Below are 11,759 nucleotides of genomic sequence, written 5' to 3'. Positions count from 1 at the left end.
GGTCAAGCAAGGCACGGAAGACGCTAGCCCAGGCAGCGCCATGGCACGGATGACACCGCAGCCAAGACCAGCCACCCCACCCGCACAATCCCCCGCGACGGGCCCGTCCCCCCCCTCGGCCCGGCCACCGGGCTCGGCAGTGGTCGATGAACGCCGTCAGCGCCAGTTCGAACGCGGCATCCGCCCTGCCTTCCGGGACCTCCGCCAGTGCTCGTGCCAGGAGCGGTGTCGACACCCTGTCCGTCAATTCCCACATCGTCTCGGGTGCCGCCACGTCGAGGGCCGAGCCGAGCACGGTGTTCTCCAGGGCGGTGATCACCGGCATCACGTCCGCGAGCGCGAAGCCCGCGTCCAAGAGCAGCACCACAGCCAGCTCGTACTGCTCAAGGACCCGCGGCGCCCGCACCGGGTTCGTCGTCAGGAGCGGGATCGTCTTCGGATGCGCGGCGAACGCAGCGCGGTAGGAACGGGCCCACGCCGTCAGTGCCTCGTCCCACGGCAGGCCCGAGGTCAGCGGCGCCGGGTCGACCGCGGAGGCCACACGCTCACGCACCAGTTCCACGATTCCGTCACGGCCGTCCACATGGTGATACACCGAACCGGTCTGCACTCCGAGCCGCCGCGCGATCTGCGGCACGCTGAACTCGCCCGTCTCGTCGATGAGTTCGAGCGCCACCGAGGTGATGCGCTCCCGGTCCAGGAGTGGTTTGTTCGGCCGTCCCACCGCTGCGCTCCCCCGTCACGTCCGCGATACGGGTCTTCCCGTACGTCAAACGTGAGGTTTCATTGCGGAAACCGAAACGCTTTAGATTTACGTCGCCCGCACGTCCTCTGCCGCTCCTGCCACCGCCAGAAGGGCTTACCTTCGCATGTCCGTTGCCTCCCCGAAAACCGTAGAGCCGAGCGCCTCGCCCGGTCTGCGTACCGGCTCGCTCGGCACCGCCGACATCGCCTTCTTCGTCGTCTCCGCCGCCGCCCCGCTCACCGTCATGGCGGGCGTCGCGCCCATAGCCATCGCCTTGGGGGCATAGGCGCATCCGTCGGCTATCTCCTCGCGGGCCTCACTCTCGCCATCTTCGCCGTCGGCTTCACCACCATGAGCCGCCACGTCGCCGGCGACGGCGCGTTCTACGCGTACATCTCCCAGGGCCTCGGCCGCCCTGCCGGGATCGGCGCCGCACTACTGGCGATGGTCGGCTACAACGGCATGGAGATCGGTGTCTACGGTCTCCTCGGCTCCGCCACCCAGGACACCGTCCACGCCCTCTTCGGCGCCGACATCCCCTGGCTGCCTGTCTCCCTCGCCGGCCTGCTGCTGATCTGGTACGGCGGCTTCCGCTCGATCGACTTCGGAGCGAAGCTCCTCGGCGTGCTGCTCGTCGCCGAAACCGGCATCCTCGTCCTGCTCGCCGGAGGCGTGCTCCTGAAGGGCGGCGCCCACGGTCTGTCGATGGCGTCCCTCGCCCCGGACAACGTCCTCGTCCCGGGCACGGCGGCGGTCCTGGCCTTCGCGTTCGCCGCGTTCACCGGGTTCGAGTCGACCGTCATCTACCGGCGCGAGGCGCGGAACCCGGAGCGTACGGTGCCTCGCGCCACGTATATCGCCGTCGGCTTCCTCGGCCTTTTCTACGCCTTCACCGTCTGGATCGCCATCCAGTCCTTCGGCGACGCGGAGGTCGTGAAGGCAGCCGGGTCCGACCCGGCGGGGCTGTTCTTCACGGCCATCACCACCTTCGTGGGCGGCTGGGCGGCCGACCTGACGCACGTCCTCATCGTCACCAGCGTCATCGCATCGCTGCTCGCGTTCCACAACGCCGTCAACCGCTACGGTCTGGCGCTCGCCGACGCTGGCGTCCTGCCCCGAGCCTGGACCCGCGTCCACCCCAAGCACCGTTCCCCGTACCTTGCCGGGATGGTGCAGACCGTGCTGGGGGCGGTTGTCGTGCTCGCGTTCTGGGCAGCGGGTGCGGACCCCTACAGCGGTCTTCTGCTCTGGGTCAACACCCCGGGCATGCTCGCTCTGATGGCGCTCCAGCTCCTCGCGGCGCTGTCGGTGCCGTTCTTCTTCCGCCGCATCACGCACGAGGAGGGCATCGTACGCACGGTGGTCGCGCCCGTCGTCGCGACGCTGCTCCTGGCCACGGCGATCGTCCTGGTCGCCACCCATCTCGACCTCTTCACGGGGCCACCCCCCTTGGCCAACGGCATCCTGATGGCAGCGACCCCCGCGGTCTTCGTCCTGGGCCTGGCCCTGGCGTGGCGTCTACGGCGGTCCCGTCCCGGGGTGTACGAGAGGTTCGGTCAGTAAGCCGCGCGGGCCACGGAACTCCGCCCCGGACCTCCTTGAAGGGTGCCTGGGCTGGACCGATACGCGGCTCCGCCGCCGAGCGCGACCAGCCGCCACTGTGCCCGCGGCCACCGACGAAATCGCCACCGCCAACGGCGCCGAGACCTGGGCCCGCCCCCGAACCACCGCTCGATCACCGCAAGGGCTCGCTTTGCCCACCCCTCAGCCCCGTCCACTCATCACGGAAACGCAGAAACAGGAGCCGCCCGCACATGCCGCCGACCACCGCCGACCTGATCCTCACCAACACGAACATCCTTACCCTCGACCTCGCCCACCCTCATGCGACCGCCGTCGCCGTGGCCAAGGGCCGCATCGTCGCGGTCGGCGAGACGGACGACCTCGTACGGGACTGGACAGGCCCGCACACCGAACGGCTCGACCTCAGCGGAGCGACCGTGACGCCCGGCCTCGTCGACTCCCACAGCCACCCCGTATCGGGCCTGCACATGGCCACCGGCACCGACCTCAGCGGCGTACAGGACCTCGACGCGCTGCGGGCCGCCCTGCGCGGCGCCGAACGGATCGACGGGTGGGTCGTCGGCTGGGGACTCGACCACAACGTGTTCGCCGGGCGGCCCGTCCACCTCGACCTCGTCGAGGATGCACTCGACGGCGCCCCGGCCTTCCTGCGCCTGTACGACGGCCACTCCGCCCTAGCCGGCGGCGCCGCCCTGGACGCCGCGAAGGTCACCGGTCCTCGCTCGTTCGCCCAGCGCGCCGAGGTCGTGTGCGACGCCGACGGGCGGCCCACCGGTCACCTCGTCGAGCAGGCCGCCATGGACCTCGTGGACCAGGTCGTGCCCCGGCTGTCGTACGAGGCCCGCCGCGCCGGCCTTGCCGAGCTCCTGAGCGACATGGCCGCCACCGGACTGACCGGCGCCCACGTCATGGACGGGGCCGACCTGGAGCTCCTCTCCGCCTTCGAGGAGGACGGCGACCTGCCGCTTCGGCTCACCATCTCGCCCTGGTGCATGCCGGGCGTGGACCGCGCCGGCCTCGACGAACTCATCGGCCTGCAGCAGCGCCGTGGGCACCGGTGGCGCGTCGGCGGAGTCAAGTTCTTCATGGACGGCACCGTCGAGGGCGGCACCGCCTGGCTGGAGCACGCCGACTGCCACGGCCAGGGCACCGACGCGTTCTGGCCGGATCCGGCCGCGTACAGCGCCGCCGTCCGTTATCTGCATGGCGCCGGCGTACGTACGGCGACGCACGCCATCGGTGACGCCGCCGTACGGCACGCCCTTGACACCATCGAGGCGCTCGGCGCGAGCGGCCGTGGAGCACACCGCATCGAGCACATCGAGACCGTCCCGAACGACGCGCTCCCCCGGTTCGCCGCGCTCGGCGTCGCCGCGTCAATGCAGCCGCCGCACACCGCGTACACGAAGGGCGACCACAGCGACGAGTGGTCGAAGCGGCTCGGTGACGAGCGGGCCGCCCGCGCCTGGCGCACCCGCGACCTGCGTGACGCCGGCGCCGTGCTCGCCCTCGGCTCCGACTGGCCCATCGCCCACTACGACGTACGGGAAGTACTGTCCATGGCGCGGGTGCCGGCAGGTGCGGCCGGGCCGCGGCAGGGACTGACCGGCATCGAGGCGCTCGAAGGAGTCACGTCACACGCGGCCCTCGCCGCGGGGGAGCCAGGCGGCCGGATCTCGGTCGGCCTGCGCGCGGACCTCACCGTGCTCGGACTGGACCCGGTCACCGCGCCCCCGGACGAGGTGGCCGAGGCGCCGGTGCTTCTGACGGTGGTCGACGGGCGTATGGCGTACCGCTGGAAGTGACGCGGTAGGGGCCGCATCTTCCGGTCCTTCCATCTTCCCGGGTCCGGCTCACAGTCCGGATGCCGCAGGGCGTCGGCGTGCCTTTCCCCATCGATGTCGCATGGCAATGCCGGTCCGCTACCGCACGAGCCGACGCCGGTCCGTCCCCTACTCACTCGGCGGCTCGTCCGACGTCCGGACCTTGATGGTGATGGCGCGGCGGGCGAAGTACAGGCCGTCCTCGCCGGAGCGGATCTCGTCACGGTACTCACCGGAGGAGAGCGCGTAGGTCACGGCGTTGACGAAGACGAAGTTGGAGGTGACGTGCAGCACGCCGTCCGCTCCCCGCTCCACCGTCGGCACGCCCTGCACATGTACACCGCGAGGAGCCTGCGCCGTGAACTCGGCCAGCTCGTGCTCGCCGCTGATGTCCCGGTCGGGGAGGGCCAGCGTCCCGCTCCCGCCGAACAGGCGCCCCACCGCCGCCGTGTCACGGGCGTCGACCGCGCGGGCGTAGTCACCGAGCAGGTTCCAGAGCGCGGGCAGGACCTCGGAGGCTTCTTCCACCTGGACGTTCGTCATGTTCGGGCATCTCCATCTCGTTGTACGGCGTGTACGTTGCGGATCTGTCGGGGCAGGGCGACCACGCCCAGCCCGGGGCCGACGGTGAGGACGTCGTCGACCGTCGAGCGAAGCTCGATCTCCAACACCAGCCGGTCCGCGGACAGTTGTCTGCGGACGACGGTCCCGCGCACCCGGACGACGCTTCCGGCCGGCGCGAACCGCGCCATTCTCAGGTCCCGGATCGCCAGGATGGTGCCCGCGGGGCCGATGAAGTCGCGCAGCGCCCGCTCCCACATGCCGAGCAGGAAGAGGGCGTTCGCGTACATCGACGGGGCACCGGAGGCGCGCGCGAAGTCGTCGTTGTGGTGCAGCGGGGCGAGGTCGCGGGTGGCGCCCGCCGCCATCACGAGCCGGTAGACCGGCAGCGGGAAGTCGACGCCCGGTATCGGGTCGCCCACCTCCGCCGACAGGGGTGACGGACACACGGGGGCTGCGGCGGCCCCCTCCGCTCGCCGCTCGCCGTGCCCGTCACCCTTGTCGTTCATCGGCCGCCTCCGGGCCGGTGGGATGCGGGTTGTAGAGGTACATCTCCAGCTCCACGCGACAGACCTCCTCGTCGTCCTCGGTCAGGAACCGCCGGCCGACCCGGACGAAGGCCCCGCGGCCGACGGTCGTCGCCTTCGGCGTGCAGGCGAACAGGCTGCGGCCGGTGATCCCCACCCTCGCCCCCACGTGCAGGGGCCGTACGAACTCGTAGGAGGTGTTGGTGGCGAAGATGTGCGTCGTCGGCGGGGCCGAGGGAAAGGTCTCCGTCTGCATCGGGCTCGTGCGGGGCAGCGCGTCGCGCCCGCTGTCCGGGAACGCCGCCGGATCACCGGGCTGCCACACGGGCGCGAACACGTGGTACCAGACCGAGGTGTAGGGCGCGATGACGCCCGGCCAGCCGTGGGCGCGGGCGGTCGCCTCGTCGTGGTGCAGCGGGCAGTCCAGTTCGAGGACCTCGGTCAGCCGACGGATCGCGCCCGCCTCGACCCGGTCCGGGCCGAAGGCGACGCCCGGCGGGTCGATGTCGTGGCCGACCATGTCCCGCAACGGCTGCCAAGCCGCCGTCCAGTCGTCCGCGGTCACGGATCCGGGCCGGTCCGCCCGGCCCGTCGGCCGCTCGCCGAAGCCTTCCAAGGTCAGTGCGCGGTACGCAGTCCGGCGCCGCCGTCGACGACCACCTCGGCGCCCGTCACGAACGACGACTGCGGTGAGGCGAGCATCGCCACCATGGCGGCGATGTCCTCGGCCTCTCCGATACGGCCCAGCAGCGAACCGCTCGACAGGCGCTCGATGGTCGCGGCGTCGTGCATCGGCGTGGCGACCGAGCCCGGGAGGACCGCGTTCACCCGTATCCCCAGGTCGCCCAGCTCGCGTGCGGCGGTCAGGCTCAGTCCGCGGGCCGCCCACTTGGAGGAGTTGTAGGCGCTGTGCCGGTCGAAGGGGTGCAGTGCGGAGATGCTCAGCGTGTTGACCACGGCGGGCTGGTCGGCCTTGTGCAGCAGCGGGGTCGCAGCCTTGATGCCGAGGAACATGCCAAGGCAGTTCACCCGCCACAGCCGCTCGAACTGCTCGGCCGTCTCGTCGACGAGCATCCCCCGGCCGAGGATGCCCGCGTTGTTGACGAGCACGTTGAGGCCGCCGAACCGCTCCTCCACCTTATTCAGCGCGTCCGTCCAGCTCTGTTCGTCGGTGACGTCGAGGCGCACCGGCAGCACCTCGGGGTCGTCGAGTTCGGCGACCGCGCCATGCAGTTCGTCGACGAGCACGTCCGCCGCGACGACGGACAGGCCGTCCTGGCGAAGCCGGCGGACGATCGCCAGGCCCTGTCCCCGCGCACCACCGGTAACCAGCGCAACCCTCTTCTGACTCATGCCTTGTCCTCGGTGTTCGATGACGAATCGTTCATGGCGAAGCGGTACAGGGCGATCGTGGTCGCGACGCACGCCGGGCGCGGCGCGCCCTCCAGCTCGACGACCGCCTCGAGCCCGAGCCGCAGACCGTTGTCCTCACGCACTTCCGCCGACCGCACGGACACCCGGACCCGGACGCGTGAGCCCGAGGGAACGGGGGTCAGGAAGCGGACGGTGTCGACGCCGTAGTTGACCCCCATGGCGGCACCTTTGACGGCGAAGACCTCGCGCATGAGGTCCGGCACCAGCGAGAGGGTGAGGTAGCCGTGCGCGATGGTCGTCCCGTACGGGCCGGCCGCGGACCGCTCGACGTCGACGTGGATCCACTGCCGGTCCTCGGTCGCCTCGGCGAACAGGTCGATGCGGTGCTGGTCGACGGTGATCCAGTCGCTGATACCGATCTCCGTGCCGACCGCGGCACGGGCGTCCTCTGCGGACTCGATGACGAACACTTCTCGGTCTCCCCCTCGGTTATCGTCCGGAGGGCAGGCGCAGCCTGCGCTTGCTGATGATGTTGCGCATGACCTCGGAGCTGCCGCCGGAAATCGTCAGCGAGCGCGACCAGAGGTAGGCGTCAGTGAGGCGGCGGGCCGCGGCCCGGGCGGTTTCCGGCACCGGCTGGTGACGGGTGATCATCTGAACCCCGAGCCGGGCCGTGCGGTTGTACGCCTCGGTGTAGAGCAGCTTGGCGATCGGCGCCTCCGCCTCGCCCTCCGCACCGGCGAGCGCCCGCTCGATGTGGCCCGTCACGTAGGCGCTGGCGGCTTCGGCCTCGGCGCGCAGCCGGGTGATCCGCTCCAGTGTCTCCGGCTGGTGCAGGAGGGGTTCGCCCGCGTCCTGCACGGCTTCGGCGACCGTGAGCAGGTCCGCGAGGAGGAGTTCCAGGAGCAGGACGTTGCCGCCCACCGTGAAGCGTTCGGACTCCAGCCCCGACATGGACACCGACCAGCCCTGGCCGATCTCCCCGACCACGTGCTCCGGGCCGAGGACGACCCCGTCGAGGAACACGTCGTTGAACTCGTGCGCGCCGCCCATCGTGGTCATCGGGCGGATCTCCAGGCCCGGGCTGTCCATGGGCACGACGAACACGGTCAGTCCCGCGTGCCGCTCGGAGGTGGGGTCGGTCCGCAGCAGGGCCATGCCGAACTGGGCCCAGTGACCGTCCGTCGTCCACGTCTTCTGCCCGCTGAGCACCCAGGTGCCGTCCCCGCGGGCGGTGGCGCGTGAGGTGACCCCGGCGAGGTCGCTGCCGGCGCCCGGCTCGCTGAACAGCTGGCACCAGATGTGCTCGCCGGTACGGATCCGCGGCAGGTGGCGCCGGCGCTGCTCGGCGGTGCCGTAGCGCAGCAGGGTGTGGCCGGCCAGGAGGACCTGGTCGATCGGGCGTGGAGCGCGTGCGCGGATGAGTTCCTCGGTCAGGACCAGTTCGTCGAGCGGATGGTGTTCCGCGCTTCCGCCCCACTCGACCGGCCACGACCGGCCGAGGAGTCCGTTGTCGTACAGGGTCTTGTACCAGGACCGCATGGCGGCTTCCTGCTCCGCCGACTTGGGCGCGCGGTGTCCCTCGCGGGCCTCGAACGGGGCGTGCTCGGCGATGACCTCGCGGACACGGGCCCGGAAGGCGTCGTGCGTGCCCGCGGTCGCGCGGGATCCTTCGAGGGATGCCCTGAGGGCCTCGGGTCCGAGGCGCCGCGGGCGGGCGACGGCGGCGTTGCGTACGGCCCGGCGCATGGCGTGGTGCACGGGCCATTCCCAGGTGAAGCCGATACCGCCGCAGAGCTGGATGCAGTCGTCCAGCGCCGCCACGGCGCGGGCGGCGAGGAAGGCCGTCATCAGCTGCGTCACTCGGTGTGCCTCGGGCGACCGGGTGGCGAGCGCGACGGCCGCGCGGTGTACGAGGGCGTCCGCGGCGGCGACGAGGATGTCCAGATCGGTCAGTCGGTGCTGCAGGACCTGGAAGGAGGCGAGCGGACGACCGAACGCGGACCGGCCGATCAGGTACTCCCGGACGCGCTCCGAGGTGGCCTCCAGCGCCCCCAGGGTGTCGGCGCAGGCCAGCAGCGCCGCCACGTCCTTCAGACTCCCGGCTCCCCCGGCCGACGCGCGGAGGGGGGTGACTGGTGCCCGGGACAGGTCCACGAGCAGTTCGTCGCGCGTCGTGTCGAACCGGTCGTCCCCGGCCAGGGCGGTCACGTCCGCTGCCTCCGGCGTGACGAGCAGGAGCTGACCGTCGTCCTCACCGGCCAGTACGAAACCGCCCAGCGGCATCGCCCCGCTGAAGACGACGGCGCCCCTCGCCGTCCAGCCGTCACCGCTGCGCACGAGCCCTGCGTGCTCGTGGAAGGCGCCCGCGGTCTTGCCGCCGAGGAGTCCGTCCAGCACGGTCTGGTGCTGCTCGTGCCCGGCGACCGCGGCCGCCGCGAGCAGGGTCCCGGCGACCGGCAGCCCGTCGAGTGCGCGTCCGGCCTCGCGGACAACGGTGCACGCCTCCAGTACCCGCCATCCCGCCCCGCCGCTCTCCTCCGGTGTCAGGAGCGAGAGCAGGCCCACCTCGCCGAGGGTGGCGAGGGTGGGGGTGCTGGTGAACACCTCCCTCACCGTGGCCCGCAGCAGCCTGAGTTCGTCACGGTCGATCGCCGCTGGGTTGTCGCTCATCGCCTTCTCACGCCTCGCCTTCCGCGCCGATCCGTCCCTCGATGACCCGGATCACCGCCGGGAAGTACTTCCAGCCGTAGCCTGCGTCCCGGCTGCGGCACAGCAGGTCCATGGTCTGGTGGGCGCCGGCGGCGGTGATGCCGACGTCGTCCGCCAGCTTCAGCGCGAGGGCGAGGTCCTTGATCGCGTAGTTGGTGGGGAATGCCTGTTCCGGGAACTCGTCGGGGATCATGGTCGCCGCCGCGGTGCGCCGCAGGATGAAGCTGTCGGCCGAACCCATGGACAGCGCCTCGAACAGGCTCTTCCCGTCGACGCCCGCGCGCCGGCCGATGGCGAGCGCCTCGGCGAGGGCGTTGACGTTCATGAAGACGACCATGTTGTTGAGGATCTTGAAGAGCTGGCCGCTGCCGGACGCCCCGGCGTGCACCACGTCGGAGCCCATGCACGACAGCAGCGGGAGCAGCTTCTCGTACTCCTCCGGCTCGGCCCCGACGGTGATGAGCAGCGTGCCGTCGTTGGCGGCCTGCCGTGTGCGGGCGACCGGGGCGTCGACGTAGGTCACGCCCTCCTCCCGGAGCCGGTCGGCCAGGGCACGCGTCCGGGAGACATCGCTGGTGGACATGTCCACGATGACCCGGGGCCGTGCTTCGCCGCCCAGGATCTCGCCGACCACGTGCTCCACCTCCGCGATGCTCGGCAGGGAGAGGAACACGATGTCCGCGGCGGCGATCTCACGCAGCCCCGGCGCAGGACGTGCCCCGTGCCCGGCCGCCCGGTCCAGTGCCTCGGGCGATGTGTCGTAGGCCAGTACCGGAAGCCCGCACTTGCGGGTCAGGTTGGCGCACATGCCACCACCCATGACACCGAGACCGACGAAACCGAGAGTCGGGCCGGACATTCTGCCTCCTTCGAGATGCGTGGAGCGCCGACTGCGCGAGGGGAGCGGCGACTAGTCGACGGCGACGATGACGCTCTTGACCTGGGTGTAGTGGCGCAGCGCCTCAAGGCCCTTCTCCCGGCCGAGACCGCTGCTCTTGTAGCCCCCGAAGGGCACCTCGACGCCGGCGCCGGTGTACCGGTTGACCTGTACCTGGCCCGCGTCGAGCCGGGCGGCGACGCGGTGGGCGGCGCCGACGTCGGAGGTGAAGACGCCCGCCGACAGGCCGTAGGGCGTGTCGTTGGCGATGGTGATCGCCTCCTCCAGGTCGTCGAAGGCGATCACCGACTGCACCGGACCGAAGATCTCCTCGCGCGCGACCGTCATCTCGCTGGTGACGCCCGCGAGCAGCGTCGGCTCGACGAAGTGCCCCTTGGACAGGCCCGCGGGGGCGGCGCCGCCGACGACCACCCGGGCGCCCTCGGCCCGCGCCGAGTCCACGTACCCGAGCACCTTGCGGCGCTGGTCCTCGCTGATGAGCGGTCCCACGTCGCGGTCGTCCAGGCCAGGGCCGACGGTCAGTCCGGCGAAGTGCTCGGCCATCTTGTCGAGCAGTTGCTGCTCGACGCGGCGGTCCACAACGAGCCGGGTGGTGGCGAAGCAGGACTGCCCGGAGTTTCGGATCACCGCGAGGGCTCCGGCCCGCGCAGCCCGGTCCAGGTCGGCGTCGGCCAGGATGATGCTGGGCGACTTTCCGCCGAGTTCGAGGTTGCAGCCGACGAGCCGGTCGGCGGCGATCCGGCCCACGTGCCGACCGGTGCGCACCGAACCCGTGAACGTCACATGCTGCACCAGGTCGTGGCTGACCAGCGCCTCACCGGTGAGCGGGCCGGTGCCGGGCACCACGTTGCACACACCGGCGGGCAGACCGGCCTCCACCATGATGACCGCCGCGAGGAGCGAGGTGATCGGCGTCAGTTCGGACGGCTTGACGACCACAGTGTTCCCGGCGGCCAGGGAGGGGGCGACGCCCCGCATCATCTGGCTGATCGGCGCGTTCCAGGGGGTCACGTGCGCAATGACGCCGTAGGGCTCGTGAACGGTGTAGGCGAAGGTGCCCCCGGGCTGCGGAATCGTCTCGCCGCCGACCTTGTCGACGGCGCCCGCGTAGTACTCGAAGTACCGGGCGGAGACCTCCACGTCGGTGCGGGCCTGGGAGAGCGGTTTGCCGCAGTCGAGCGACTCCAGCCGGGCCAGCACGTCCGCGTGCTCACGCAGCGCCGCCGCCACCGCGAGCAGGATCCGCCCGCGGCGCGCCGGTTCGAGATCCCGCCAGCCGGCCGTCCAGGCCGCGTGGGCGTCGGCGACCGCCTCGTCGACCAGTGCGCCGGGAGCCTCGACGAACCGGCTGATCACCGACTCGTTCGCCGGGTCGAGGACGTCGTGGACGGCACCGTCGGTCCGGTGCCATTCCCCGCCCAGGACGGCCGACAGCCGCGCCGGCAGGATCGGTCCGGCGACGGACCGGGCGATGGACTGGGCGATCGTCTGGGTCGTGGCGACCATACGGGTGTGATCCTTACAGTCGATGGGGT

9 protein-coding genes and 3 pseudogenes are annotated in these 11,759 nt (G+C 71.3%); 2 read left to right on the top strand and 10 right to left on the bottom strand.

What is annotated here, in order from left to right:
* Positions 1-115: 115 nt before the first annotated feature.
* Positions 116-724: pseudogene (locus tag ACZ69M_RS34600) on the bottom strand (TetR/AcrR family transcriptional regulator C-terminal domain-containing protein); the annotation flags it as partial.
* Between the two features lie 145 nt (positions 725-869).
* Here ACZ69M_RS34600 and ACZ69M_RS34595 point away from each other — a divergent pair.
* Both ACZ69M_RS34595 and ACZ69M_RS34590 read left to right on the top strand, forming a co-directional pair.
* Positions 870-2,308 (top strand): annotated as a pseudogene (locus ACZ69M_RS34595) (APC family permease).
* Between the two features lie 251 nt (positions 2,309-2,559).
* Entirely contained in the window at positions 2,560-4,134 is a 1,575-nt protein-coding gene (locus ACZ69M_RS34590) for an amidohydrolase (protein ID WP_470056143.1), read from the top strand.
* 147 nt (positions 4,135-4,281) lie between these two features.
* Here ACZ69M_RS34590 and ACZ69M_RS34585 read toward each other — a convergent pair whose 3' ends face one another.
* The 9 genes and pseudogenes from ACZ69M_RS34585 to ACZ69M_RS34545 all read right to left on the bottom strand — a co-directional run bounded on the left by ACZ69M_RS34585 (position 4,282) and on the right by ACZ69M_RS34545 (position 11,730).
* The gene (locus ACZ69M_RS34585) at positions 4,282-4,695 is read right to left on the bottom strand and encodes a nuclear transport factor 2 family protein (RefSeq protein WP_470056141.1); all 414 of its coding nucleotides are present in this window, start codon (positions 4,693-4,695) and stop codon (positions 4,282-4,284) included.
* Positions 4,692-5,222, bottom strand: a complete 531-nt coding sequence (locus ACZ69M_RS34580; protein WP_470056139.1) for a hotdog family protein — start codon at positions 5,220-5,222, stop codon at positions 4,692-4,694. Before ACZ69M_RS34580 ends, ACZ69M_RS34585 begins: the two co-directional genes overlap by 4 nt.
* Positions 5,206-5,805, bottom strand: coding sequence for an FAS1-like dehydratase domain-containing protein (locus tag ACZ69M_RS34575; RefSeq protein WP_470056137.1), 600 nt, complete (start codon positions 5,803-5,805; stop codon positions 5,206-5,208). The genes ACZ69M_RS34580 and ACZ69M_RS34575 overlap by 17 nt, the downstream gene beginning before the upstream one ends.
* A gap of 53 nt (positions 5,806-5,858) precedes the next feature.
* The gene (locus tag ACZ69M_RS34570) at positions 5,859-6,593 is read right to left on the bottom strand and encodes an SDR family NAD(P)-dependent oxidoreductase (protein ID WP_470056135.1); all 735 of its coding nucleotides are present in this window, start codon (positions 6,591-6,593) and stop codon (positions 5,859-5,861) included.
* Positions 6,590-7,084 carry a MaoC family dehydratase gene (locus tag ACZ69M_RS34565; RefSeq protein WP_470056133.1) on the bottom strand — a complete coding sequence of 165 codons (495 nt, stop codon included), beginning with the start codon at positions 7,082-7,084 and terminating at the stop codon, positions 6,590-6,592. Before ACZ69M_RS34565 ends, ACZ69M_RS34570 begins: the two co-directional genes overlap by 4 nt.
* 19 nt (positions 7,085-7,103) lie before the next feature.
* A complete protein-coding gene (locus ACZ69M_RS34560) occupies positions 7,104-9,287 on the bottom strand; it encodes an acyl-CoA dehydrogenase family protein (RefSeq protein ID WP_470056131.1) in 2,184 nt (727 codons plus the stop codon).
* Between the two features lie 7 nt (positions 9,288-9,294).
* Entirely contained in the window at positions 9,295-9,729 is a 435-nt protein-coding gene (locus tag ACZ69M_RS34555; protein ID WP_470056212.1) for an NAD-binding protein, read from the bottom strand.
* A pseudogene (locus tag ACZ69M_RS34550) lies at positions 9,715-10,197 on the bottom strand (NAD(P)-dependent oxidoreductase); the annotation flags it as partial. The pseudogene ACZ69M_RS34550 and the gene ACZ69M_RS34555, both read right to left, overlap by 15 nt.
* Positions 10,198-10,236: 39 nt before the next feature.
* On the bottom strand, positions 10,237-11,730 hold the full coding sequence (locus tag ACZ69M_RS34545; protein ID WP_470056129.1) for an aldehyde dehydrogenase family protein: 1,494 nt from the start codon (positions 11,728-11,730) through the stop codon (positions 10,237-10,239).
* Positions 11,731-11,759 lie beyond the last annotated feature (29 nt).

The sequence above is a fragment of the Streptomyces sp. NPDC107454 genome (genome assembly GCF_055582885.1).
The sequence above is the reverse complement of the archived record's forward strand: the minus strand, read 5'-3'. Positions and strand labels throughout refer to the sequence as shown.

Coding starts and splice junctions, on each gene's coding strand:
- ACZ69M_RS34590 (WP_470056143.1), top strand. CDS start 2,560: ATGCCGCCGACCACCGCCGACCTGATCCTCACCAACACGAACATCCTT.
- ACZ69M_RS34585 (WP_470056141.1), bottom strand. CDS start 4,695: ATGACGAACGTCCAGGTGGAAGAAGCCTCCGAGGTCCTGCCCGCGCTC.
- ACZ69M_RS34580 (WP_470056139.1), bottom strand. CDS start 5,222: ATGAACGACAAGGGTGACGGGCACGGCGAGCGGCGAGCGGAGGGGGCC.
- ACZ69M_RS34570 (WP_470056135.1), bottom strand. CDS start 6,593: ATGAGTCAGAAGAGGGTTGCGCTGGTTACCGGTGGTGCGCGGGGACAG.
- ACZ69M_RS34560 (WP_470056131.1), bottom strand. CDS start 9,287: ATGAGCGACAACCCAGCGGCGATCGACCGTGACGAACTCAGGCTGCTG.
- ACZ69M_RS34555 (WP_470056212.1), bottom strand. CDS start 9,729: ATGGGCTCCGACGTGGTGCACGCCGGGGCGTCCGGCAGCGGCCAGCTC.
- ACZ69M_RS34545 (WP_470056129.1), bottom strand. CDS start 11,730: ATGGTCGCCACGACCCAGACGATCGCCCAGTCCATCGCCCGGTCCGTC.